This is a genomic window from Rhodococcus sp. IEGM 1305 (assembly GCF_030058635.1).
Lineage (GTDB): Bacteria > Actinomycetota > Actinomycetes > Mycobacteriales > Mycobacteriaceae > Rhodococcus_F > Rhodococcus_F opacus_D.
In genome coordinates, this window is record NZ_JASHKX010000053.1 from 1 (window position 1) to 24,405 (window position 24,405).

Sequence of the window (24,405 nt, forward strand, 5' to 3'; positions counted from 1 at the left end):
GCGAAGAAGGCTGCTGTCGCCAAACCGGCCCGGTCCGAGACGGCGCCCGCGAAGAAGGCTGCGGCCAGGGCGCCTGCGAAGAAGGCTGCGGCCAGGGCGCCTGCGAAGAAGGCTGCGGCCAAGGTACCCGCGAAGAAGGCTGCTGTCGCCAAACCGGCCCGGTCCGAGACGGCGCCCGCGAAGAAGGCTGCGGCCAGGGCGCCTGCGAAGAAGGCTGCGGCCAGGGCGCCTGCGAAGAAGGCTGCGGCCAAGGTACCCGCGAAGAAGGCTGCGGCGAAGGTTCCTGCGAGGAAGGCAGCTGCTAAGACGGCCGCGAAGAAGGCCGCGGCCGCCAAGCCGCCCGTGGGGAAGGCTGCGGCCAAGGTTCCTGCGAGGAAGGCTGCTGTCGCCAAACCGGCCCGGTCCGAGACGCCGGCCGCCAAGACACCCGCAAGGAAGACTGCGGCTGCCAAGAGGGGCGGCGAGGCAGCTGGGGTTCCTCCCGAATAGTGACCATCGTTCCAGCGAGACCGTCGGACCGGCCTTTTCGGTGTCCATTATTGGGGAACGCGTCACAATCGAATCCAGGTGAGTTCGATGCTGGATCCGGGAAAGCGGTTGACAGGATCGGTGCTTGACCGGTCGTGACTCGGTTCAGGTACTGCGCGTTGACTACCCAGCCCCGCAGGACGGTCATCTATTCCGGTAGCAGGGCGCGCTGGTGGGCGGTGAGCAGCAGGTGTTCGAATCGGGCACGTAGCTCGGTGTCGGGGTCGCACTTGCTGAACCCGGCGACGAGTTGTTCGGCGATGGTGCGGAGTCGGGTGTTGGTTTCCTGGGATCACCAGGTCAGCACTTGTACGCCCGGTCTACGGGGATGCCGTAGATCCGCATCAGCGCACCATTGGCTTGCTCGATCACCGACCGTGATTGGGCGATTTCGGCGACTGCTTCGTCGACCGAGTCTTTGACGTCGCTGCGGGAGGAGTCGGTGATATCGATGTAGAACCCGTCGCGCCGATCACTTGACCGGTGTCGTCGTGCAGGCGGTCGCCGGCGACACGACCTGGTGAATCGTGCCGGTCGTGTCGATGATCCGGTGTTTGCTGTTGAACGGTTCGGCGTCGTTGATCATCAGGTCCAGGTCCAGGTCCAGGTCCAGGTCCAGGTCCAGGTCCAGGACCAGGACCAGGGCGACGCGCGGGTGATCGGGATGCTTGTGGGAGAGCAGCAGTTCGGTTGGTCGGCGCCACCTCGCCGGGTTAGTAGCCGTGCATCTGGTCGACGGCAGTGGACCATTCCCACCGCTGCCCGTCCAGGAGGACCGGAAGCTGCCCACCAGTTGCGGCTCACCGCCCAACACCTGTTCTGAATCCACGCCCACTCGTAGCGCATCGGTAGCGGGGGAGTTGCACGGGCGGTCCGGCCGGGACCGGGCCCGACCACCGCGCGCGGGTCGATACCCACGGGGGCTGGGACGGTTCTTCCGTCCAAGCGGTTGCCAGCGTACTGTCCCCCCGCGCCGTGATGTCCCGTAGCTCCGGGCGAGGACGACGAAGGCAAACCGTTGCTGCAAGCGTCGACAACGCAGTCCAGGAGAGGACCTGGGTTCGCAAGTAGTTTCATTCTCCTGCCGGGGCCGCGCGCGTTCCGGCGACAGGTGCGGGGCCTCGCCCTCGGCCCGCGCGCGGCGGTGGCGGCCCCAGAGCGGAAGGGGGGAACCGCTCGAGGGTCTGGCCGCTCGCGGTCGGCCGTCGAGCCGCGGGCAGCGTGCGGGTGAGATACCCCGAACCGGGCGCCATTATGCGCGCCGCTCAGGCGAAAACAGGGGGAGAAGGAGGAGGCACTGCCCCGGGCGGGGCGTGGACGCCCATGGTACGCAACTTCTCGCAGAAAATCTCCGGATGGAGTGAGGCCACCGAGCGTCAGCCCGATCGCTTCGGCGAGCGGGCCCTCCTCGACGCGCTCCGCTGGCACGACTTCGCCTTCGACGCCGACATGCCGAATACGGATACGGGACTTCCGCAGGATTCGAGACCTGATCTGACCTGTATTTGGGTGCTTCCCCCTTGCACCTCTCCACCGGTGCGGCGGTGGCCGGTCGGGTTGCCCTCGCAGCAGTTGGCCGCACCGGTGAGCCGGACCTGTTCAACGCCGCCGCGGTGATCCTGCGGGCCATGCTCGCCGATCGGGTGGTCGAGGATCTGCACCGTGTCGAGGCCCGCAACGCCGAGGCGCATACCCGGGCCGGGCCCCACCGGCGCATCGACGTCGAATTCGCTGGTCCGGCTCTGGACCGAGCGAACTCGCTCGCCGTCCTCGCCGAAAGAGATCCTCCGCCGGTCGTTCCGTGGACTGCGGCGCTTGCGGAACCCACAACTGACCCTGCTGGCCCGGTGCTTCGGTGGGTGAGGCGACCCGCCCCGCGATCCTGCTCAGCTTCCTGTTCTTCGACCCCGACTTCGCCATCCCGGCGACCGCCCTGGGGCGGGCTGACGGCAGGCTCCGGCAGTATCCCCGACCGACTTGACGCACTGACCAGGTTCACAGCGACATGTGGGGCGAATAGGTTTCCGGGGGAGTTGACGATTCGATCCGGTAGTCCGTGAGACGGCCAAACCGGTGACCGAGTCTACTGGCGCGACAGGCGCATGCCCGTCGACGCGCGCGTGCCGCGCGTGCAGACACCCTGAACGATCAGGTCAGGTGGACGGGTTCTAGGCGCTGTAGACGAAAGGTCGGGACACCCGCCACCGGTCTTCAACGACCACACATCCGGAATTTTGATGTCCACAGATCCGGAGATCTCATGTCTGTCGGCCCGGGCTTCCTCGTGTCCGTTGACACCGGTCAGCTCCGCTGTGATCGATCGCGGGTTCACGGTGCCGAACGTCGTCTGGTCTGCGCCGTCAGCCAGACGGCCACCTTGAACCAAGATTAGGTCCGCGCCCGCCCCTCCAGAGCCGTGTGGATGTGGTCACGAGCACAGAGAGCGCCCGACCGTGACCACGTGTGGCGGCACTGCAGCCCAACCTCATTGGGACCCGGGTAGTCCCGTGTATTCCCCGGCGGGACGGGTACCCGAAATCCGACGGGGATCAGCAGCCTCCCGCCTGGTCGGCCCTTTCACGGAAGGTGAGTGCGATGATCAATTTGTACTACCCACTGGTCAGGGCAATCTCGGTCACTTCTGACACTCAGCGTCTGTCAGCCGGATGATGCGTGCATCATCCACAACGTATGAGGCTTCGCAATCTCATCGGCGGTGAGGAAGTCCGGGGCGGGCTGTTGACAACCCGCGCCGATCACATCGTTCGGCGGCCAACGCGAATGACCGGTCGCCCACCCACAACTTGATTCACCGTCCGCGACAGCGCTTCCCCTCGTGCGGACTTCGGTGCCAACTTCTGGTGCTCGCCAGCCTTATACCGACCCCCGTACCGTCGAGGTACTTCCGCTCGTCCGATGTCATCATGATGTTGAAGAGACCGCGGTCGAGTTCTGGCGCGGGAGGATGGGAGAGTCCTGGGGCCAACCTGATCCGCCCGATATGTGGGCGGTTTCAGGCGCGCTGCCCTACACCTGTCGCGAATTCCCGTACCCGGTTCGCCGTGGTGTCCGGATTCAGGGGCGGTGTGGGTAGTCCTGCTCCGTCGTGAACTCCGAGCAGGAACTCGCGGAGCGTCTCATGGGGTGAATGTCGAGGTGTCCAGTTCAACTCGTCACGAGCTCGAGAGCAGTCCATCAGCGGGATGTGCAGGGCCGTCTCGAACAGTCCCGGCGAGGCGGGGATGACGTGGAGGTGCCAGCCCACCGCCACGGCGGAGCGGACGATGAAGGGGGCGACTCGCACACGGCGGGCACCGAAGGCTTTTGCGAGGAACGCACCGTCCACGGGTGGCTCGGCGGCCAGATTGAACGCGCCGTGTACCGGGTTCACCACCGCTGCCGCGTATGCGGAGGCTGCGTCCTCGGTGTGGAGCACCTGCACCCGCAAGTCGTCCACGAAAGGCACCAGTGGAATCCGGTCCGGATGCACGAGTCGGCGGGGGAGCAGCGGGCCGAGGAACAATCGGCGTTGCGACGTCGCTGATTCTCGTTTGAAGATGAATCCGGGGCGTATCCGCACTACACGGATGCTCGGATGCCGGGTTTCGTACGTATCGAGCCACCGCTCGAGGTACGCCTTTTCCCTGGGGTAGGCGGCTCCGGGCCAGCCATGGGTCGGCCACCTTTCGTCGACCTTCTCATCCGAGGGTCCGGGGGAGTACGCGGCCACCGAGGACGCATAGACGACGGCCGGGACCGACTCCTCCGCCGCTGCTTCGAAGACCCGGATCGCGCCGAGGACATTGTTGTTCCACGTGTCCTGCGACCGATGGGTGGGCTGGAACAACCACGCGAGATGGACCGTGACATCCGCGCCGCGCACCACCTCGTTCATGTTGTCGTGCGCTGCGTCCGCGGTGAGGAACGTGGTGTGCGATGGGTTCCAGCTGCTCGGGCGTCGCGCGACGCCGATGATCTCTGCAATCGCCGGTTCGCGGCTGAGCGCATCGATGACACTGGTTCCCACATTGCCGGTCGCACCGATCACGACGACCTTCAATCCGCGCGAGCTACTCATGCTCACCCGAATACCCTTCACGAGGAACCGTAACCGCCACATCGATACCGCCCGTTTCGCAAAGCAGGTCAGCTTCTTTCGCGCGCATTTCGGTGGCTCCAGCCGGCACTTGACCCAGGCATATGGGTAGACCAGTTCCCGGAGGGGTAAATACCGGGACAGCACAGTTCGCCCTGAACGGCAGCTGGGCACGGCTCAACGAGCCGGCGACATGATTTGGGGCCGGTCACGTTCGTCAGCATCCTCGTATCGCTCGCGATCGAGGAGTTGTTCGTGCAGGTCCTGGTCGGCTACGACCTGAGCCAGATGATGCACACCGATCAGCAGCTGATTCTGCATCGGCCGGTGCAGGTCGGGAACCGGCTGGACTGCGAAGTCTGCCTGGAGTCGTTCCGCCAGATGGGCGGCACCGACATCATCGTCACCAAGAACCTGATCACCGACCAGCACGAGGAACCGGTGGCCACCACCCGCACCACACTCATCGCCCGCACCGGCGGGGTGGCCGATCCGGAACTGGCCCGGGTGGTCGCCGCGGTGATGATTCACAAAGCACCCACACCGACGGCTTCGACTCGATACGACCACACATGCCGCGCTCACGTTGCAGGGGGAAGCCGCCAGCCGCGACTGTACTCGAGTTGGAGAGGCACCCGGACAACGGTGAGATCGCCGAGCGCGCCTGCTGCGGAACCTCGTGTCGTTGGTACGTGCCGAACTGTTCCAGATAGCCGGCCCAGCTCGGGGTTAATGTCTGCCGCATCGGCTCGTCGAAATCGGTGGTGGCCGCGGCGAAGTCGTCGCGCACGATCGCGTCGAGGATGTGCACTGCCGCTCGTCGTACGAGGATGTCAGAGCTGTGGTTGTCGCTGGTGCGGCCGTGGAGGTGGACGGCTCATCGGGCGTGTGGGCTGTCGCTTGTGCATCCGGTGGACAGCGTGAGTGCGGCGACGGCCGCGTAGACCGCGGTGAGCAGGACACACCGGATTGCTCCGAGCGGATTATCGGGGTCCGGGGAGCCACGGACATTTCCCCGCGTAGGCAGTACCTGTGCGGTTGTGTCTGGGGGAGGTGGGGTACCCGAATGTCAGGACTGCTACGCGAGTGCCGGATGTGCGTGGATGGTCGACTGCCCGTCGCGGTGGTCCCGACTGCCCGCCGCCAACGGTGGCCGCGTGAACCTGGAAGTGTCGAACCGAAGGTCGGGGCGCCGGAGGAATACTCTCGTGACCGATGTCGTCACGGTCGATGAGCACGGGCGTTACCGCCTGCGCCTGGAACGCCATCTGGATCACGCTCGCTCGGAGGTGTGGTCGGCGCTGACGAGTGTGCGATGTCCTCCTCGCCTGGCGCAGGTGGCACCGCGCGCCGACCCGCCAAGGTTACTCGAGTACAGAACCGGGGACACCGCGGTGCGGTGGGAGATCGCCGACGATGGCCGCGCCGGGTCGGTGCTGGTCTTCACCCAGGTCTGCGGCAGCCGGCAGGACGGTGTCGACGAGATGGGGTGGTGGTTAACCGCCCTCGAGGTGCTCGGGGAGTGGCTCGACGGCGATACGCACACCGACTTCCCGCGCCGGGCCCGGTGCATGATTGAGCGCTGCCGCTGCGCATTCGGGTGAGCGGCGGGTGACCTCAGCGGGGTGCCCCCGGTGGCCTCTGGTTCCGGACCGCGCCCCAACCTCGCCGGATTGACGGCGTCCGCGAGACGGGAGGTCTACTCGTCGGCCTCCGCGAGATCGAGCGGGAATCGATGTGGTCGGCTGCCGAGGGCTGATCAGGCGGTTTACGGTGTTGTGCGTTGTTCGCGATCGCATTGGACGTCCGTGGAGGAGGGGCGTCATGTCTGCGAAGTTCGAGCTGTTCAAGACGCCGCCGGCCAGTTCCGGTTTCATTTGAAGTCGGCGAACGGCGAGGTCATCGCGGCCGGTCAGGGCTATACCTCGAAGGCGGCGGCGCAGAACCGCATTTCGGCGATCAACGACAATGCCGCAACCGCTGCCACCGAAGATCAGACCTGACCGCTGGTGTACGCCGGCGCACCGACGAGGTGGGGTCGCCCGTGGAGTCGGGAGGGGCGGAGGGACTTCGCTGGGGTGCGGATCTATTCGTGGGGTTGTGGGTGTTCGGTGAGTTGGTGCCGGAGGCGGTCGCGCATCTCGTGCGTGCTGATGTCGGCGAGGTGGGTGAGGATTTGGGTGCCGGTGGAGGTGGGGTCGGCGAGGAGGGCGAGCAGGAGGTGTTCGGTGCCGATGATGTCGTGTCCGAGAAGCGAGGCTTCTCGCAGGCTGTGTTCGAGGGCCTTTCTCAGGGTCGGAGTGAGGGGAGGCCCGGCACATTCGCTGTCGCTGTTCGGGTAAGCGGGAATCTCGTCGAGGGCGCTGTCGATGTGGGGGCTGGTGATCCCCCAGGAGGTGAGGGTGGCAGCGGTGGGGTCGCCGGCGGCGAGGATACCGGTGAGGAGGTGTTCGGTGCCGACGTGGTTGTGGTGGTGGGTGCGGGCCGCGTCGGAGGCGAGGACCACGGCGCGGCGTGCTTGGTCGCTGAATTTCTCGAACACCGTTGATCTCTCCTTCGGCGAGTCCCTGCGCGGGGGTGGAGCCGTTGCTTTCCAGTATCCCGTGTGGGGGCGCCGAGCCTGCAAGGATGAGTCGTCCAGGGGTGGGTGATTCGGGGCGGGGGTTACGGCTGCGGGGTTTCGGTGCGTCTGCAGCTCCGCGCTGACAGGCGTGAAGACACCCGGTGTGCCGACCCCGGGCCGACATCAGGACACTTCGCCTTCGCTGTCGGTCCTTTCGCCTGTCGAAACGGCGAGCAGTCGTTGTCTGGCGAGGCCTTCGAGTCCGGGTGGATTCGGGTCGGCCGGGGAGTCCGAGCCTCTCGTTTCGCGGCAGCACTGGCGCACGATCTGCGTCACCCTCTGCAGTGGCACCCGGCCGTCGAATTCGCCGCACAGCCGTTCGACGACGTCGGCGTAGGAATCGGGCACAGTAATCACCACCTCGAGCAAGACCCTGTCACCACGTACCCCGGACCGGTGTCCGGCAAAACGGTAGCTCGGTGGGTGTCGGGACAGCGATGGCTCCCGTGAACAGGGGCCAGGTCTCACCGCAGGTGGGGGCGACTGCATCTGTCGAGAGATCCGCTGCTATATCCCGCGGAGCAGCCGATCCGATTCTCACGGACGGCGCGTACGTCGAACGCGATTCACACCGCGTCTGCAGAGTGAATGGTCGCCTCCGCGGCGAACACGATGTCCCGATTCCCGTGTCAGGTCAGGGCGCTGCCGGCCTGCCATTGCTCCCACGGCACAGACCAGTCGCCGTTCTGCCACAGCTCGAGCGGGGCCCCACCGGTGTTGCGGACCTCGACGATGTCGCCGGGCACGGAGAAGTCGTAAAACCAGCGGGCGTTGTCGGGGCTCAGGTTCAGGCAGCCGTGCGAGACGTTGGTGTTGCCCTGCGCCCAGATGGTATCGGCGAGTTCGTGGAGGTAGATTCCGTCGTTACTGATGCGGGTGGCGTAGTTGATCGATTCCTTGTACCCGAGGCGGGAGTTCACCGGAAGCCCGTAGGTGGACGAATCCATGATGACCGGGTTGGCCTTGTCGATGACGGTGTAGATGCCCGGTTGAGTCCAGAACGAGAGGGTCTGCCCGCCCACGACTTCGGTGCCGCCCCGGCCCATCGACGTCGGCATCGTCCGGACTACCTGCCCGTTGTCGGTGACGGTGACCTGTTTGGTGGTGTCGTCGGCGACGGAGATGTGGGCGTCACCGATGGTGAACGAGGTGGTCGCGTCCTCCTGGCCGAAGAGGCCTTCGCCGAGCGCGATGCCGTAGACGTTGGCGCGGACGGTGACCTGGGTGCCGGGTGTCCAATAGTTCTCCGGTCGCCAGTGCACGTTCTGGTCGTCGGCCCAGTACCAGGAGCCGGTGACCGGGGGTGTGGTCTCCACGTGCAGGGCCTTCTCGGCGGCGACGCGGTCGGTGATCGGTTCGTCGAAATGGGTGACGATGACGACGCCGATACCGAAGGTGCCGCCGTCGGCGAGCAGGTTCCCGCCGCTGGTGACGAAGGTGGGTTTGGTCTGGTTCCCGGGGGTGACCGTGGAGAACGTGCTGGTCTTCTCGCTCCGGACACCCTGGTCGCCGACCGCGATGACCGCGAGGGTGTAGGTGCGGCCATAGCCGAGGGGCACGCCCGGTTTCCAGGACAGGCGATCGGGGGTGAAGATGCCCTCGACCAGCCGGCCCTCGTCGTTGGTCATGGTGACCGTCTCGAGGGTGCCACCGGTGGTGCTCACCGCTACCGGGTCCGTGGGGTTGACCGCGGGGGCGCCGTCGGCCGGGGACACGGTGATCTCCGGTCCCGGCGGCGGCGTGGCCGGTCCCGCGGGTTGGTTGGTGGAGGGTGCGCAGGCGGCGGCCACGAGAGCGAGCAGCAGGACTGCGAGGACAGCGGCGAGGTGACCGGGACGGCGACGGCGGCGGGCGTGCATGACAGTGATTCTCCCGTGCCGAAGGGTCCGCGCGCGTGCAGTCGCTATGCGACGGAGGTCACCACGGCATTTCCGGGGCCTGTGTCCGCGACGGGCTCGTTCTGCAAGGTCGCGTGCTGGCGGTCGAGCTTCTCCGCTAGCGGCCTGATGCCGCTGACGGAGTTCGCCAGCTAGGCCGTGAAGAAGTCGATGAGCGCGCAGGCGATCTGGTGGGGTGCGTTTTCCGTGGGGATGTGCCCCGCATCTGGGATGCGGATGAGCACGGTGTGCGGGATCTCCGAGACGAACCGCTCGGCGTACTCCACCGTCTCGAAGGGGTCGTCCTCACCCCAGATCAGCAGCTTCGGTGTCATGGATCGTCGCAGCGCGGGAAGGAGATCGAGGGTGAAGCGGCTGTCGGCCGCACCCGCGAGAGCGATCCAGGATCGGCGCACCCGCGAAGTCGTCCACGGATCCAGATAGTCCGCGATTCGCCGCTCGGTGGCGGCACCGCCCAGTGCCGCCGTCACCGCTTGTCGGCGGGCGGTGAGAACGTCGTCAGCGGTGGTCCCCGCGGCCACCCCTGGGCCCCGGAATCGGGCCACATGGGGCGCTGGCCAGGAGTCGTATGTGACTGAGTTGACCAACGCCAGCCGGGACACCTTCAGACGATCGTGAACAAGGAGATGCTGAGCGATGGCGCCGCCGATGTCATGACCTGCCACGGCGGTCGGCCCGGAAATTTTCAGCGCCGAGGCGAATCGCACCACCCAATCCGCGAGGGCCGGGACCGTGGCCGTTTCCAGGGTGAGCTCGCCTGCCGAATGCCCCAGTCCGGGGAGATCGACCGCAATGGGCCGTAGCCCCGCCTTGGCGAGGCGGCCCAGCACCGGAAACCAGACCCGACTCCAGTACGTTCCGTGCAGCAGCAACACCACCGGACCGTCTTGCTCGACGGTCAGGTAGCTGGCCGCTTCACCGTCGACCTGGACTGCGGTCCTGACCACACCCGTGTCCGTGACTTCGCTCATGGGACCACTGTGGACGAAATCAGCGTGATGTGTCAACGACGTTGCAACACAGACTTATCCGCGACCCCAAGCAGGCGACGAGCTCTACGTCGCGGTCGGCTATCGAGCTGACTCGATCACCGCCCGCGGCGCTGTGGCGGGTGTGCGTCCCGCCTTGACGGGAGCGGGAGCCGGCGCGTTCTCTTGCCGGGGTCGCCGCACCGATTCTCGCCGACCGGCGGGGTGCACAGCGCAATCGCCGTTTCCGAACGAGCCGGTCGGGTATTCCGTCTTAAGGACGAGGAGGTCTGAAGAAAATGCCTGTTTGGGGATGGATCCTGATTGCGGCCATCGTCGTGATCGCCGTACTGGCGATCATCGTCGCACGCTCGGTCAGCAGTCGTCAGCGGACGGACCGGCTGAGGGGACGGTTTGGTCCCGAATACGAGCGAACTGTGGGAGAGGTCGGCAACCTAGACGCCGCGGAAGACGAGCTCGCCGCGCGCGAACGAAAGCGGGAGAAGCTCGATATCGTGCCGTTGACGCCCGAGGCGCAAGCGAAGTACGCCGACTCGTGGCGGACGGTGCAGATCGAGTTCGTCGACAATCCGTCGAGCGCGGTGGGCGCTGCGGACCGGCTCGTGATCCAGGTCATGCGCGAGCGCGGCTACCCGATCGACGACTTCGATCAGCGGGCGGCCGACATTTCGGTCGACCATCCGAAGGTCGTCGAAAACTACCGAACTGCGCACGGCATCTATCTAGCGCAGGAGCAGGGCGGCGTCGGCACCGAGGAACAGCGCGAGGCTTTTGTGCACTACCGGGCACTCTTCGAGAAATTGCTCGAGACGGATGAGAACAAAGACAAGCCAAAGGAGGCGCGCGCATGACCACCCAGGATCAGCAACCCGAGGGCATCGGCTCGACCAGGGGGGTCGAATCGTCGACCGAGACCGCCGGTTCGGGCGAGACCGTGACCTCAACCGGGACAACCGGCTCGTCGACCGAGACCGCCGGTTCGGGCGAGACTGTGTCCTCGGCCGGGACAACCGGCTCCTCCACTGCGGGGACTGCCCCGTCGGCTGAGGGGACCCACTCATCGACCACGGCAACCGAATCATCGTCCCGGCAATCGCTTTTCGCTGAGGACGAGCTATCGGTCCTCCGCTCGCGTTGGGACGAGGTTCAGGCGGGATTCGTCGATGATCCCAGAGAGTGCGTTCAAAAGGCGGATGGTCTCGTGTCGGACGTCGTCGACCGGCTCACGACCGGCTTCTCGGACGCGCGTTCGCGGCTCGAGGAGCAGTGGGCTCGAGGCGAAGAGGGCTCCACGGAGGATCTTCGTATCGCACTCAAGCGCTACCGCGAATTCTTCCAGCGACTACTCGCGCTCTGAGGAGCAAAGAGAACGCCTTAATTGACACAATCTCCGTTATCGACACTTCCGGAATAGCTTTCCAGCAGCGCATTTGGCGCTCAACTGTGGTCCACGTGTACTCCGTCGGCAAGGACGCGATCGATGCTCGAGGGCCACCGTCGAGCGGCCGGCACCGTACGGATCGTGTACCAGCTGAAGGGCTGCATCACCGGTGAAATGCCATTCGGCGAGACCGGGCAAGGCGAAGGCGGCAGATCGGCGGACGAACGTCGTGTACCCGAAGTCGACGCGGTGGTCGCCGAACTTGCCGAGTCACCGGCGGTAACCGAACAGGCCAAGGGCGCACTGGTGCTGGTCCACGGGATTCCCGGCGACCGCGCCTTCGACGTTCTCACCCGGTGCTCCCAGCAGACCAACACCCGACTCCGCACGATCGCCGAACAACTCGTCGCCGGATTCGCCGAGTGCGAACCCGCTCCGGACCTACGGACCCGGTTCGACCACCTTCTGCTCACCGCCCACCAGCGAACCCGGCAACAGGGCTGAGGAATTGACCGAGTAAGTGACAGTCCCGCGGGGCGCCGGAGAAAAACAAACCTGGACCGGGCGGCCCACCGGTCGAGGACGCAATCTGGCACCCGTGCATCTAGGGACATCCCCGATGAATCACCAGGGCTGCGTCGCGCACGCTTCGCCGACCACGATCATCCCGCCTCGTTCGACGGTTGTCGCGTCTCCTCGAGACGTTGCCGCTGCCGGACCCCGTACGCCGCCTCCTTGACGGCGGCGTCGTCCTCGAGACCCGACCCGAGGGCCCCACCGATGGTGGCAATGGACGCCAGCAACCAGGTGAGCGTCAGGTAATCGAAGAAGTTCACCCCGTGCCCGAGAATGCGGGACAACAGTTCCGGGGGAAGAGTGAGACACGCGGTGAACAGCAGCAGGCCGAACAGGGCCACGTGCAGCACCACGACGCCGATGACCAGGGTGACCACGGTCGCGGTGTTGTACAGCACCGAACGATCACGCTCCTCCGGCGACTTCGGCCGCTCCCACAGTTCGTGATCGAGGATCAGCCACAGAATCATCGCCACGATCGACAGGACCGTCGCCGCACTCATACGCCATGGGCCCATCGTGTCCGCGAACAACCAGATCGTGTTGGTGGCCAGCGCGATCGCACCCGTGGCGAAGGCGCCGACGAGCACCTTCGACAGTCCGGTGACCAGTCGCCACGGCCGGTTGGCCCGCACCATCCCCGACAGCAGTCGCAGTCGCCGCAGTCCCGAGGGCGCGAAGTACCGGATGCCGTCCTCAATCTGCGCAGACGGGAACCGCCGCGCCCCGCCGGGGGGCTTGAGTTCCGGTTCCCCGAGGATGCGGGCGATCGCGAGTTCGGTGACGGTGCGGACGCGGCGCTCGATGTTGACGCCGCCCACTCCGGCGACGGAGATGAGCGCGAATTTGTGGTCGGCGCTGACGTCGGCCACCACGGGCAGGGTGTCCTCGCGTCGCGGCAGATCGGTGAGGTACACGACGATGTCCTCCTCTTCGGAGGACGGATCGACTGTGTCGATGACATCAGCGAAGTCTGCTTGCTCGTCGGGCAGGTACGGTTTGCGGCGTACGCACGTCGTCCACCGGCGCCCGACCCGGTCAGAGCTGCGCAGGCGTTCCGGCAGGTACTCCGCAATGCGTTCGGCAACAGCCGCAGGTTTGCCCGGATCCGCGATGAACAGCACCGAGGCCTGCTCACCCGCGGCACCGGAGCGCCCTTCCTGCAAATGCTCGTTCGCCTTCACCGCCTTCGCGTACCCGCTCGGTCTGCCCCCAAACCCCAGTCAGTGGGTGCGAGTCGATCACCCCCAACAGCGACCGAGGATGCACCGCCGACACGACCACAACCCACGGGATCTGGTGCGGTCGGTGCACCCCCGCCGATCGATCCATTAGGGGCAAACGCGCCATCACTGACCTGTCATCGATCGCCATACGGGATAGCGACCGGGCTGAGGATTTCGACAAGTTCGTGAGAATCACGCACCGACACTACGGTGAGAACGTGCAGGTCGGAGATCCGCGAAGTGACACCGATCCGCGGAACCTACACCGCCATCGTTGTGAGACACGCCCATGTCGAATGACGGGCTGTTGACGATCGATGGTGGGAGCTGCGGTAGTGCCCGCTTCGGTATCGAGTTGTCTGATTGCCGTTGATCTTGATCCGTGTCCGACATCTGTCGCAGTGAGGGTCCGTCGTTGCTCACCGGTGAGCAGTGGGCACCGCAGCGCGGCGAGTTCTGCCACCTGGTTGGCAAACCCGCCGACCCGGGCGAGGCCCTGACCGGGGGTGGTCGGCGAATTGCACGAGGCGGTCGGGCGAGTTGGCCTGTCGATCGTGGACCGGCACTGCTACGCGTCGCGGCCGCCGGCACGCGTAGTTTCTTGTTCCGTGAGCACACAGGGAGCATCAGCAGTAGGCATCGCCAACGTGACCGTCGGCGGCACGGTCCTCGACACCTGGTTCCCGGCGCCCGAGCTGGGAAACTTCGACAGCGCGGGCACCGTGCGGATCGAGGGTGGCGACATCCCCTCCGATCTGGCACTCCTCGCCGGACCCGACGAAGCGCGTGAGGTCGACCAGGTCGTGGTGCGCACCACCATCGCCGACCTGTCCGCGCCGCCGGCCGACGCACACGACGCCTACCTGCGCCTTCACCTCCTCTCGCATCGCCTCGTGACCCCGCACGGCGTCAACCTCGACGGTCTGTTCGGCTTGCTGTCCAACGTGGTGTGGACCAACTTCGGTCCCTGCGCGGTCGAGGGCTTCGAGAAGGTGCGGTCGCGTCTGCGCATCCGCGGTGTGGTCACCGTGTTCGGTGTCGACAAGTTCCCGCGCATGGTCGACTACGTCGTCCCGTCCGGCGTCCGCATCGCCGACGCCGACCGCGTGCGCCTCGGCGCGCACCTGGCCAGCGGCACCACCGTGATGCACGAGGGCTTCGTCAACTTCAACGCCGGAACGCTCGGCAACTCCATGGTCGAAGGCCGTATCTCCGCGGGCGTGATCGTCGATGACGGATCCGACGTGGGCGGCGGCGCCTCGATCATGGGCACCCTGTCCGGTGGCGGCAAGGAGACCATCTCCGTCGGCAAGCGCTGCCTGCTCGGCGCGAACGCCGGTCTCGGCATCTCGCTCGGTGACGACTGCGTCCTCGAGGCCGGCCTGTACGTGACCGCGGGCACCAAGGTCACCGGGCCGGACGGCACCGTCGTGAAGGCCAAGGAACTCAACGGCCAGTCCAACCTGCTGTTCCGTCGCAACTCCGTGTCGGGAGCCGTCGAGGTCGTGCCGTGGAAGGGCACCGGCGTGGAATTGAACGCCGCTCTGCACGCAAACGACTGATCTCGGCGATCGCTGGCACCGCGTCCCTTGCGCCGACACCGCACACCTGCTGCCGCGGGGGATGCGGTTCGAGGTGATCTCGGCCGGTGAGGGGCGTTACCGTCGCCCGGACGGGAGCATCGGCCGGCGGATCGTCCAGCTGCGGGTCATACCGAAGCTGAAGAGGTTCAAGATCGGACTCTTCACCGACGACAACGGGCGGCCCGAGCTGGTCGTGCACCCGGACATCAAGCTGGGGCGCGTGCACTTCCCGCCCGTCGACGAGCAACCCGAACCCGAGGAGACGCCGAAACAACGCGCCCGCCGGGAGCTGAAGAAACGGATGGCCGACGAGCGCCTCGCAAGAGAAAGCCGGAGGGAGGCACCAACCCCGAGAAGGGGTGAACGCCCTCCGGCTCATCCCGTGCATCCGCAGTGTCGCCGACTCTGGCCCACTCTTGCCCACGAACTAGACAGTCGGCCTTGTTCGAGCTGCCCTCGGCACTGCGATCAGCGGATCGGGGGACATCATGTCATCACCCGTGGTGAAAACCGCACTCCGGGACGGTCGGAGGGGCTGCCAGGAATGGACGCATCTCGAGCCATTCGTGGATCGGTTTCCCGTCCGCACCCGGGGCCGCGGACAGCTCGCCGGCCAGTTCGAGTGCCCGCTCGTGGGTCTCGACGTCGATCACCATCCAGCCGGCGATCAGGTCCTTGGTCTCCGCGAACGGGCCGTCGGTCACTGGCGGTCGCCCCTCGCCGTCGTAGCGGACGAACGTGCCCTCCGGGGAGAGTGCCTGACTGTCGACGAACTCGCCGGTGCTCTCGAGCCGAGCGGCGAAGTCGTTCATGTACTGCACGTGGGCGGAGATCTCCTCCGGTGTCCACTTGTCCATGGGCACGTCGTTGACCGATGCCGGCGCGCCACGGTAGTGCTTGAGCAGCAGGTACTTGGCCATCATGTTCTCCTTGGTGCGGTGCGGCCCATTGTGGCCGTTTCACTCCGGGGACGCAGCCGCGCGCGGGTTCTCGACATCCTACGGCGACATTTCCTGACCATCTTCTCTGTCGGGGTCACGATCCACCGCGGGGAAGGTGAGAGCCGCTCAGCTCAGTCGTCGGATGTGGGGCAGGGTGTCGGCGAGTTGCTCGAAGAGGGTGCGCCCCGACGTGGAGGCGCTGAACGCCCTTCTGACGACGGTGGGCCGAAATCGGGACCTGGTTTTCGACGAACCGGACCGGCTCGCCCCTGGGTGCCCGCCGGGGACCTGAGACCTCCCCTCTGGGCGTCGCCGGGGTTGCGCGGACGAAGTGCAACGTGTGGTCGGCGGGTGTGCAGGTGACGAATCCGATTGCCTGCAAACGTCCCCGGTTGTATCCGATTTGGGGTGCGTCCAGCAGGACACGAGAGGAGTGACTACGGGTCGGACCGGAGACCAGTGTCGAAAGCCTTGTATTAGGGGGGAGCGAGGATGTGGTCCGTAGCATGTAGCGAATCCTGCGGGTGCGCAAAGCGGTCCAGATCGTGAGTGGAGGCTGTGAAGTTCCGGCGGTTCGTGAGTAGCCGTACCCCGCAGTTGCATCTCGGTCATGGTGGGCCTCTTCCGTTTTGGAATCGTTCGGCGGAGCGGCGGTGTGATCGACAGGTCGACGCGGTGTCCTGCGGGCCGTTGTGCTGTGTGGGGGCGTAATGGTGTTGTGACCTGGTGTGATGGCATGTCCCCGGGTTGTTATCCGGTGTGGGTGGTGGGGCGGGCCTCGCGGGGTGCTGGTTTTGCCCCGATACCAACCCGTTTTAAATAATGGCCGTATGTACCTACTTTCGGTATCGCATTGGTGCGCAGATGGTTTCCGTGTTTGCGCACGTCGTCGTTTATCGTGCTTCGGGAACGTCGTGAAATTTGTACCGGATACGCAGGAGCATCTTTTCGGTGTCGAGATGCCCGTCTGATTCCGCCTGTTCGATCATGTCGACGAAGTTCGCTTCCCAGTCGTCCGGAGCATCCGGCGTCGTCGATAACTCTGCCTCGAGACGGTGCAGGTCAACCCACAGATCTCCACGTCGCCACCGGGCCAAGGTCGAGAGCCGTCCCACACGACGAACTCGGCAACTCGCCCCTCGATCGATGATGGCTTCGAGGCCGGCGGGATCGCCGGTCCAGGCGATCCACGCGGTGGGGACCGAATGGTGTGCGTTGATGAACAGCCGCATGGTGGATCTCCCGGTCGGTGTCGCGCCGGTGCATGGCGATAGCTGAGGCTGAAGGCATAGCCGAGGCAGTCTCCACGCGATGAGGTGTACTTCCCTGGCGGGCCTACCCTGTTCGGATCAATAGTGTGGGTGGATGCTACCCGCACGCCTGGGTGTTGTGGTCTGCCTTAGCTGGATTCGTCGCTGGCGAGGAGGAGCATGAGGTTGGTGACTTCCTCGGGTTGGCCGTAGCGGGGGAGGGGCATTGTCGCGACCAGCTTGTTGTCGCCGGCGGGGTCGTCTGTTGAGGTGCTGCCGATCTTGGGTGTGGATACGGCGCCGGGATGGACGGAGTTGCCCGCGATCTGTGCCATGGCGAGTTCCATTGCGGCGTTTCGTGTGATGCCGCGGATGGCGAATTTTCCGGCGCTGTAGGGCAGATACTCCGGCGCCGCCGGCGATCCCGTTCATGGAGGAAATCTTGGCGATTGATCCGCCGGGTTTCATCGCGCGGCTCACGTCCTTCAGAAAGGTCGCACGTGCGAGGCCCCGATCCGTCGTCGCGTGTGTCTCCCGCTCGCGGCGCTCGACGCGGACGCAGCGTGCGCCGGTGACGATCGTGGGCATGCATTTGTCGCAGTGGATGCACAGTGATGGTGTCTGCGCGTCGCGCGATATCCGGTTGACCAGGTCCGGTTCGTGCAGCAGTGCCCTGGCCATCGCTTGCCGATCAGTTGCACCCGAGCCGTATCGGTTGAGGCATGGCGGCCACCCAGACGAAGCGGGTTCGGTCGTGGCCGGATCAGTGGGTCAGCTTGACCCGCAGCTTGTTGATGGTGTCCGGGCTCAGGCCGAGCCCGTCTGCGAGGTACTTGTCGACGGTGCCGTAGTCGGCGGCCAGCTGGTCGATGCCGGCCTGCAGGTAGCTCTTGTCGACGCCGAGCAGCGGCTCCCATTTCGCGGCGGCTGCCTCGCCCTGGCTCTGCTTGATGTAGGCGAGGGTCTTGATCATCGAGTCCTTGGTGTACTCGTTGGTGAGCAGGTAGTCGTCCATGATCGTCGTCGGTGCCACGCCGGCGATGCTCAGCAGCAGGTACGTGACCCAGCCGGTGCGGTCCTTGCCGGCGGAGCAATGGAAGACCTGGGCCCCGCCGGTGTTCGTGAGACCGGTGAGCAGCGTGGCGTAGCCGGCCCGCTCAGTCGCTCCGGTGACGTTCTTGCGGTTCCCGTCCTGCATCGCGGCGCGGGCGTCCTCGGGTGTGTGGATATTGGCGATGAATTCGTCGATGTTGCCCGCAATGACCGGGATGTTGACGTAGTTCACGCCGGCGGGCAGCTTGTCCTGCTTCTGCGTGATCTCGTCGGGTCCACGCAGATCGTAGGCGGTGGTCAGGCTGAGCCCGGCGAGGGTGGCGAGGTCCGCGTCGTTCGGCACGATCGCGTTGGAGCGGTAGAAGACCCCCTTGTTGACCGTCTTGCCGTGTGCCGCCGGGTAGCCGGCGCCGGTACCCGCCACGTCGCGGAAGTTGTCGACGCTCGCCAGTCGGGGTGCGTCCGCACCCGGCGTCGTCTTGCTGTTGCCGCCCGGGCCGGGCTGGAACAGCGGGGCCGACGCCGGCGGAGCGGTGGGCTCGGCCTGGGCGAGTCCGGCGCCGCCGAGTTCCGCGAGCAGTACTCCGCCGGCGAGCAGAAGCATCCCGCAGATGCGGGAATGGTGTCTGGACATGAAGAACCTTCCTAATCTGTGGGTCAGGCCTGTGGGGAGGCGAACGTGTCAGTGGGCGCGTCCATGGCACGGCCACCTCGGCGTTCTCCGCTGAGCGTGATCGGTGTTCGCAATCAGCTTGGGGGACCGGCGATTCCTGCGAATATCCTTCGTGCTTCGTCCTGACCGTCGAGGATGCGGCTGGTCCTCGTTGTGACCCTCCAGCCGTCGCAGGTGCGGGTGAGCTCCCACCGGTTCGCCGTGACTCTGCTGACCTGATATCCGTCGCCGTCGGATCGGCGCAGGATCAGTTGCGTGTGGCAGAGCGCTACCGCGGCGTCCCCGTCCACGGTGATGTGCGCAGGGCTCATGACGTGTCCGCAGCCTTGACGCAGGAAGCCCTGGTGGGGGTCTGTTCGAACCATCGCTTCGATCTGGCCGCGTCCGTCCATGCGGCCGGTGTCGACGTCATAGACGCCGTTGTGGGTCCACAGTCCGGCGACGAGATCGGCAAGTCCGCAGTCGACGGCCGGACCGTAGGAGTGCATCAGCCGCATGATCTCGTTGTGGTCCTCGAGTAGCTGAACGCGTTTCTCCAACAACTGCATTCGGGATTCGATGTCCGGACCTCCGGGCCCGGTCATGTCGCTCATGTTATTCCTTTCCGGATGGCCGACAGGCCATCGCCGGAGGGAGTAAAGGGATGTGGTCAGTCCGGGGGGATCGGGATCGTGCCATCCAGGACGGCCTGCCGGATCGTCTCGCGCAGCGCCGAGCAGTTCCTGATGTGGACCCCCTGGCGGCCCGGAACGGCGTCGACGCGGAACTGTGCGCAGGAGGTTTCGCAGTCGGCCAGCCACTGCACGGAAGTGTGGTGCCAGCTGAACTTCTCCACCATCACCCGGGTGCTGCAGGTGCTGCATTCCAACGGTTGCATGACAATTCCTCTCAGGTGGGCTTGCCTGCGGCGGTGCTGCGGGCGAGGTTGTCGGCGACTTCCTGCTTCCAAGTCTCGACCGGTTTGGTGGTGTCGAGCTCGTACTCGAAGCGGTCCACCATCTCGGGCGTGATGTCCGCGACGTTCACGTAGAACTGCTCGTACCAGCGGCGCAGCTGGTAGACGGGGCCGTCCTCGTTGGTGAGCAGGGGGTTGTCGATCCGGGTCTTGTTCTTCCAGATCTCGATGTCCTGCTCGAAACCGACGCCGATGTAGCCGATCATCGCGTCGACCAGTTGGTCGGCGATCGCGGCGGGCGCATGTTCGGTCTTCTGGACGGTGATCCCGTACATCAGGACGAATTTGTCGGGGGTGATCGGGTAGTGACAATTGATGAGGATGGAATCGACGTCGAACTTGTCGTACTCGTAGGTCAGTTCGTCGATCATGAACGAGGGCCCGTGGTAGGCGGCGAGGGACCGGTGTGCCAGCAGTTGGGGGACGTCCGGGTCCGTCCATTCGGTGATGTCCTCACGGCCGACGCCGCTTTGCTCCTGGATCGCGACGTGCCCCTCGAAGATGTTCTTGAAATACGTCGGGAAGGAGAAGTGGACGTAGAAGAAGTGCGCCATGTCGACGACGTTGTCGATGATCTCGCGGCAGTTGGTGTCGATGACGATCGACTTCCACACCCACTCGGTCCACTCGGTGCCTGGCGCCCTCATCACCGGGATCGTCACCTCGGCCGGCGGCGGGTTGCCCTCCGGGTCGTGCCAGACGAACAGCAGCTCATCCTGTTCCATGGTCATCCAGGCGCGAGTGCGCGCCAGCGGCGGAACCCGTCGCGCGTAGGGGATGTCGGTGCACTTGCCGTTGCCGCCCCAACGCCAGTCGTGGAACGGGCACGCGATCGAATCGCCCTTGACGGTGCCCTGACTCAGGTCGCCGCCCATGTGCCGGCAGTAGGCGTCGAGGATCTTGATCTCACCCTTGCTGTCGGCGAACACCACGAGCCGGGTGCCGAACGCCTCGATGGAGTGCGGCGCGCCGTCCCGAAAGTCCACCACCAGCCCGAGGCAGTGCCACCCCCGGGCGAAGCGAGCAGGCGGTGTGCCCTCGTCGATGTAGCGGACCTCGTCGGTTTCATCGATATTCAGAGCAGTCATGGTGGTTTCCTTCCTTCTGGTCTTTGCTCAGGTCGCGCGCAGCCACTTGCGGCCGCGCCCCGCCTGGCGTCCGGACCGAATGCGCAGAACTTGGCGCCATGAGGTGTCCGCGTTGTGACCTCGGCCACGGGTTCCTGGCCACCCTGTCAGCGCCAGACGGCGGTGCACCACTTCCGCATCCGCTCAGCGGACGACACGCTGGTCGATCGCGGTGACCTCGCGTGTCGTCACGTGTTGCCTGCCCCGACTCGAGTTCGACGGGGCCTCGACCTGCAGCGGGCGAACACGAGGCAGTTCCCGCTCACCGGAAGGGGCTCTGGTGATGCGCCGGTTCCGAAGCTGTGCTGGGAGTGCCTGTCCGTCTCGGACGGCCGGCGGCGCTCCAGGTCGCGACTGCCGCCAGGGAAGGGAGAAGCCGATGTTGCACGGAGAACGCACGGAGAACGTCCCGCCCGCGTCCACCCTCGATCGGCTGTCCCTGGTGCTGGACTGCTTTCGCAGCACGCCGGCTCTGAGCCTCACCGACCTGTCTCGCCGAACGGGGATACCACGGACGAGCACTCGTCGGATGCTCGAGCATTTGGTGCGACTGGGCTGGCTCCGTCGCCGGGGCAGCGAGTTCGAGCTCGGGGACACACTCGTCGAGTTCGGAGCGCTGTCGCTGCACCAGAACAAGTTCGACCGGGTGGTGGCCCCGGTGCTCCGCGAGCTGCATCTTGTTACCGGTCACGTCGTTCATCTCGGTATCCTCGACGGCACCGACGTGGTCTATCTCGAGAAGGTCGGCGGCCAGACGGCCCCCAACCTCCTGACGCGGGTCGGAGACCGCATACCCGCACGGTCGTCGACAATCGGGAAGATCTTGCTCGCAACCGCCCCACAGTCCGATGATGCCTCCGCCGACCTCCGCTCCGAGACCGACAGACTCCGACGTCTGGGAATTGCGTTCGGAACCTGCGCGGCAGGATTCAGTTGCATCGGAGTGCGAATCGGTTCCCTGGGCGGAGCGCAAGCAGGGCTCTCGGTCAGCGGACCGACGAGCCAAGTGAAGTTCGACCATCGGCATGCCGCACCTGTGCGTATGGCGGCTGCAGCCATCGCACAGTACCTCGACTTCGCGTCAGTGACCCGAAGACCTGCCTGACAGTGCCCGCTGGGCAAGGCCAAGACTATTCGACGCCGCCCAGCTTTCGGGATCTCCACCTGGCCGAGATCCGCTCACCGGACTGCCGGCTTGCTCGCGGATTGACCCCGTTGGCACCGTGTTCTCATGACATCCGACCTCACCGATTCGCGTCGAGTCGATCCCGAAGGAGCAGTGATCGCGCTGTTCGAGCCGCTGCATGTCCGCTCCCTTGCCCTGCCGAACCGCATCGTCATGTCCCCCATGACGAGGGAGCACTCACCCGGTGGGGTCCCCGGTGCGGACGTGGCCGCCTACTACCGGCGGCGCGCCGAGGGCGGCAGCGGTCTGGTGATCACCGAAGGCGTGGCGATCGACCACCCGACCGCCGTCGACAGTCCGAAAGTGCCACGCCTGCACGGCGAAGCGGCACTTGTGGGCTGGCGCGGCGTGGTCGACGAAGTTCACGAAGCGGGCGGCCGGATCATCCCGCAGCTCTGGCACGTCGGACCACTCTGGGGCGCGATGAGCGACGTGGATCCGAGCCTGACGTCGATGCGCCCGTCCGGAGTGTGGGGCCGGGCGGGGCGCACCGTCTACCCGGACGACTACATCGCCCGTGCGAGCGCTCCGACCGCGGCGATGACCGAGCAGGACCTCGAGGATGTCATCGCCGCGTACGTGCGCTCGGCCCGCAACGCGGTCGGGGTCGGATTCGACGGGATCGCCATCCACGCCGCACACGGCTATCTGTTGGATTCGTTTCTGTGGGAGTCGACGAACCAACGCACCGATCAGTGGGGCGGCGACCTGCAGCGGCGCACCCGGTTCCCGGTGGAGGTGATTCGGGCGATCCGGCGGGAAATCGGTCCGGAGCTGCCGATCTTCTTCCGGTTCTCGCAGCACAAGCAGCAGGACTATGGCGCCCGGATCGCGAACACCCCCGCCGAGCTGTCCGTCGTACTGAACGCGTTGATCGACGCGGGAGTGGACGTGCTGGACGCCAGCATTCGCCGTTTCGACATCCCAGCGTTCGAGGGGAGTGATCTCACACTGGCTGGGTGGGCGAAGAAGCTGACCGGAGCCGTGAGCATGGCCGTGGGCAGCGTCGGCCTGAGCAAGTCACTGCGCGACACGGGCACGCCCGAACCCGCCGACCTCGATGGCGTATTCCGGCGGTTGAAAAGCAACGAGTTCGATCTGGTCGCGATCGGGCGACTGCACCTGGCCGATCCGGCCCTGGCTCGCACGCTGCGCCGCGGTGGGCCCATCCCGACCTTCGACCGCGAACGACACGAGGGACAGCTGTACTGACGTGGATTTCTAGGTCAAGATCGATCTGAGTGTCCACGGCTGTACTCGTGCCCATCGAGCCGCACCCCCCGACTGAACCTGCAGCCATTCGGGTTGTTCGGTGTCGAGGGAACCGGTGATGCGTTCGTGGACCGGAGATTTCGAGGTTCTGGCCGACAGTGTGGGCGCGGGTGTAGTCGTCGTCGCCGAGACGGATGGGGATCCGGTGGGCGGGGCCGGGGTTGGCGTCTTGTCCAGTCCGGTGATGATGGCCGCTAGTCTCGGGGCCGGTTGTCGTGATGCTTGACCCACCGCCCCTGTTGGTGGTCCCAGTAGCGGGTGCGATCGTGTGAGTGACCAGGCGGTGGTGAAGCGGGCGCAGCTGTGCCCGTCGCGGTTTTTCTGGGTGATCCTGTGTGTGCGCCGGGAGAACCACCGGCAGTCGGATGCCCGATGGAGGGGCTGCGGTGGGGCAGCCTGTGCGCGCGCAGAACCACGTCGTGGGTGTGGTGTGCACCCGCGCCGCCACTGATCGAACGCTCCCGCACCTCGTTCACGTCGATGTGCCAGCTGTCGTCGAGTAGCGCCGCCACGTCACCGGGTGTGACCCAATCACCGGGATCGAAGCCGTGCTCCCGCGCCGCCTCCGCGTCGCGGATGTCGTGGTGGACGACCAGCAAGATGCCACCCGGTGCGACCGCGGAGACCAGCGCACGTTCGGCGGCACGATGGGCGGTACTGCGCAAGGCGGGGTACTGGGCTGAGACCAGGTCGAAACCACCCGCGGGCACGTCGGCATCGAGCAGTCCGCTCAGCACCCAGGTGATGTCCACGTCTTCCCGGTCGGCGTGGGCCCCGGCCCGGTCGAGGGCGATGCGCGAAACGTCCAGCGCGGTCACGGCCCATCCCTGCCGGGCGAGCCAGAGCGCGTCGGCGCCTTCACCGCAACCGACGTCCAGGGCGCGTCCCGGCGGTGCGCCGGTCATCTCGTCGACAAGTGCACCGTTGGGTTCGCCGCTCCACACGCGATCCTGCTCGCTGTAGCGCGCATCCCATTCGTCCGCCTCACGTGATGTCGTCTTGACCTCGGTGACCTCGCCCGCATCTTCCATACCATCACAGTGCAATA

The 24,405-nt window shown here is 65.9% G+C and carries 21 protein-coding genes and 5 pseudogenes; 11 read left to right on the top strand and 15 right to left on the bottom strand.

What is annotated here, in order from left to right; all coding sequences use genetic code 11:
* Nucleotides 1–489 (top strand): annotated as a pseudogene (locus tag QM693_RS37985) (nucleoid-structuring protein H-NS); the annotation flags it as partial.
* A gap of 187 nt (nucleotides 490–676) precedes the next feature.
* Here the strand turns inward: QM693_RS37985 and QM693_RS35045 are convergent.
* Nucleotides 677–1,357, bottom strand: a pseudogene (locus QM693_RS35045) (ANTAR domain-containing protein).
* A gap of 1,026 nt (nucleotides 1,358–2,383) precedes the next feature.
* On the opposite strand from QM693_RS35045, the gene QM693_RS35050 reads away from it, so the two are divergent.
* Nucleotides 2,384–2,509, top strand: coding sequence for a hypothetical protein (locus QM693_RS35050; RefSeq protein WP_280783720.1), 126 nt, complete (start codon nucleotides 2,384–2,386; stop codon nucleotides 2,507–2,509).
* Nucleotides 2,510–3,541: 1,032 nt separating this feature from the next.
* Here QM693_RS35050 and QM693_RS35055 read toward each other — a convergent pair.
* Nucleotides 3,542–4,606 carry an NAD-dependent epimerase/dehydratase family protein gene (locus QM693_RS35055; RefSeq protein ID WP_280783719.1) on the bottom strand — a complete coding sequence of 355 codons (1,065 nt, stop codon included), beginning with the start codon at nucleotides 4,604–4,606 and terminating at the stop codon, nucleotides 3,542–3,544.
* Nucleotides 4,607–4,879: 273 nt separating this feature from the next.
* Here QM693_RS35055 and QM693_RS35060 point away from each other — a divergent pair, with 273 nt between their 5' ends.
* From QM693_RS35060 to QM693_RS35070, 3 genes are all read left to right on the top strand, one after another.
* The gene (locus QM693_RS35060; protein ID WP_283354606.1) at nucleotides 4,880–5,548 is read left to right on the top strand and encodes an FAS1-like dehydratase domain-containing protein; all 669 of its coding nucleotides are present in this window, start codon (nucleotides 4,880–4,882) and stop codon (nucleotides 5,546–5,548) included.
* A 284-nt stretch (nucleotides 5,549–5,832) separates the two neighbouring features.
* Nucleotides 5,833–6,228, top strand: a complete 396-nt coding sequence (locus QM693_RS35065; protein WP_283354607.1) for an SRPBCC family protein — start codon at nucleotides 5,833–5,835, stop codon at nucleotides 6,226–6,228.
* Nucleotides 6,229–6,432: 204 nt separating this feature from the next.
* A complete protein-coding gene (locus QM693_RS35070; protein WP_502942696.1) occupies nucleotides 6,433–6,627 on the top strand; it encodes a YegP family protein in 195 nt (64 codons plus the stop codon).
* 83 nt (nucleotides 6,628–6,710) lie between these two features.
* Here QM693_RS35070 and QM693_RS35075 read toward each other — a convergent pair whose 3' ends face one another.
* The 4 genes from QM693_RS35075 to QM693_RS35090 all read right to left on the bottom strand — a co-directional run bounded on the left by QM693_RS35075 (nucleotide 6,711) and on the right by QM693_RS35090 (nucleotide 10,116).
* Nucleotides 6,711–7,166 (bottom strand): Clp protease N-terminal domain-containing protein, encoded by a 456-nt coding sequence (locus QM693_RS35075; protein WP_280783717.1) that lies wholly within the window; start codon nucleotides 7,164–7,166, stop codon nucleotides 6,711–6,713.
* A 204-nt stretch (nucleotides 7,167–7,370) separates the two neighbouring features.
* A complete protein-coding gene (locus tag QM693_RS35080; RefSeq protein WP_283354623.1) occupies nucleotides 7,371–7,607 on the bottom strand; it encodes a hypothetical protein in 237 nt (78 codons plus the stop codon).
* Nucleotides 7,608–7,876: 269 nt separating this feature from the next.
* Entirely contained in the window at nucleotides 7,877–9,106 is a 1,230-nt protein-coding gene (locus tag QM693_RS35085; protein WP_283354608.1) for a L,D-transpeptidase, read from the bottom strand.
* A 170-nt stretch (nucleotides 9,107–9,276) separates the two neighbouring features.
* The gene (locus tag QM693_RS35090; RefSeq protein ID WP_280783715.1) at nucleotides 9,277–10,116 is read right to left on the bottom strand and encodes an alpha/beta fold hydrolase; all 840 of its coding nucleotides are present in this window, start codon (nucleotides 10,114–10,116) and stop codon (nucleotides 9,277–9,279) included.
* A gap of 296 nt (nucleotides 10,117–10,412) precedes the next feature.
* Between QM693_RS35090 and QM693_RS35095 the strand changes: the two genes are divergently transcribed.
* The 3 genes and pseudogenes from QM693_RS35095 to QM693_RS35105 all read left to right on the top strand — a co-directional run.
* Complete coding sequence (locus QM693_RS35095; protein ID WP_280783714.1) at nucleotides 10,413–10,985, top strand: hypothetical protein; 573 nt, start codon at nucleotides 10,413–10,415, stop codon at nucleotides 10,983–10,985.
* A complete protein-coding gene (locus tag QM693_RS35100) occupies nucleotides 10,982–11,491 on the top strand; it encodes a hypothetical protein (RefSeq protein WP_283354609.1) in 510 nt (169 codons plus the stop codon). Before QM693_RS35095 ends, QM693_RS35100 begins: the two co-directional genes overlap by 4 nt.
* A gap of 264 nt (nucleotides 11,492–11,755) precedes the next feature.
* Nucleotides 11,756–12,019, top strand: a pseudogene (locus QM693_RS35105) (ANTAR domain-containing protein); the annotation flags it as partial.
* A 158-nt stretch (nucleotides 12,020–12,177) separates the two neighbouring features.
* Here QM693_RS35105 and QM693_RS35110 read toward each other — a convergent pair.
* Complete coding sequence (locus QM693_RS35110; RefSeq protein ID WP_283354610.1) at nucleotides 12,178–13,275, bottom strand: hypothetical protein; 1,098 nt, start codon at nucleotides 13,273–13,275, stop codon at nucleotides 12,178–12,180.
* A gap of 650 nt (nucleotides 13,276–13,925) precedes the next feature.
* On the opposite strand from QM693_RS35110, the gene dapD reads away from it, so the two are divergent.
* Nucleotides 13,926–14,879 carry a 2,3,4,5-tetrahydropyridine-2,6-dicarboxylate N-succinyltransferase gene (gene dapD / locus QM693_RS35115; protein WP_283331737.1) on the top strand — a complete coding sequence of 318 codons (954 nt, stop codon included), beginning with the start codon at nucleotides 13,926–13,928 and terminating at the stop codon, nucleotides 14,877–14,879.
* A 515-nt stretch (nucleotides 14,880–15,394) separates the two neighbouring features.
* Here the strand turns inward: dapD and QM693_RS35120 are convergent.
* From QM693_RS35120 to QM693_RS35150, 7 genes and pseudogenes are all read right to left on the bottom strand, one after another.
* Nucleotides 15,395–15,820 (bottom strand): YciI family protein, encoded by a 426-nt coding sequence (locus QM693_RS35120; RefSeq protein WP_283354611.1) that lies wholly within the window; start codon nucleotides 15,818–15,820, stop codon nucleotides 15,395–15,397.
* Between the two features lie 1,420 nt (nucleotides 15,821–17,240).
* Nucleotides 17,241–17,495: pseudogene (locus tag QM693_RS35125) on the bottom strand (SDR family oxidoreductase); the annotation flags it as partial.
* 142 nt (nucleotides 17,496–17,637) lie between these two features.
* Nucleotides 17,638–17,775, bottom strand: a pseudogene (locus tag QM693_RS35130) (NADH:flavin oxidoreductase); the annotation flags it as partial.
* Nucleotides 17,776–17,854: 79 nt separating this feature from the next.
* Nucleotides 17,855–18,778: a tyrosine-protein phosphatase gene (locus tag QM693_RS35135; RefSeq protein ID WP_283354612.1), complete on the bottom strand. Its 924-nt coding sequence runs from the start codon at nucleotides 18,776–18,778 to the stop codon at nucleotides 17,855–17,857.
* A gap of 113 nt (nucleotides 18,779–18,891) precedes the next feature.
* Nucleotides 18,892–19,410: a nuclear transport factor 2 family protein gene (locus QM693_RS35140; RefSeq protein WP_283354613.1), complete on the bottom strand. Its 519-nt coding sequence runs from the start codon at nucleotides 19,408–19,410 to the stop codon at nucleotides 18,892–18,894.
* Between the two features lie 56 nt (nucleotides 19,411–19,466).
* The gene (locus tag QM693_RS35145; RefSeq protein WP_283331732.1) at nucleotides 19,467–19,694 is read right to left on the bottom strand and encodes a hypothetical protein; all 228 of its coding nucleotides are present in this window, start codon (nucleotides 19,692–19,694) and stop codon (nucleotides 19,467–19,469) included.
* A gap of 11 nt (nucleotides 19,695–19,705) precedes the next feature.
* Nucleotides 19,706–20,860, bottom strand: coding sequence for a 3-ketosteroid-9-alpha-monooxygenase, oxygenase component (locus tag QM693_RS35150; protein WP_283354614.1), 1,155 nt, complete (start codon nucleotides 20,858–20,860; stop codon nucleotides 19,706–19,708).
* A 418-nt stretch (nucleotides 20,861–21,278) separates the two neighbouring features.
* Here QM693_RS35150 and QM693_RS35155 point away from each other — a divergent pair, with 418 nt between their 5' ends.
* Nucleotides 21,279–22,004 (top strand): IclR family transcriptional regulator, encoded by a 726-nt coding sequence (locus QM693_RS35155; RefSeq protein ID WP_283354615.1) that lies wholly within the window; start codon nucleotides 21,279–21,281, stop codon nucleotides 22,002–22,004.
* 126 nt (nucleotides 22,005–22,130) lie between these two features.
* Entirely contained in the window at nucleotides 22,131–23,297 is a 1,167-nt protein-coding gene (locus QM693_RS35160; RefSeq protein WP_283354616.1) for an NADH:flavin oxidoreductase, read from the top strand.
* Between the two features lie 254 nt (nucleotides 23,298–23,551).
* Here QM693_RS35160 and QM693_RS35165 read toward each other — a convergent pair whose 3' ends face one another.
* The gene (locus tag QM693_RS35165; protein WP_283354617.1) at nucleotides 23,552–24,388 is read right to left on the bottom strand and encodes a class I SAM-dependent methyltransferase; all 837 of its coding nucleotides are present in this window, start codon (nucleotides 24,386–24,388) and stop codon (nucleotides 23,552–23,554) included.
* Nucleotides 24,389–24,405 lie beyond the last annotated feature (17 nt).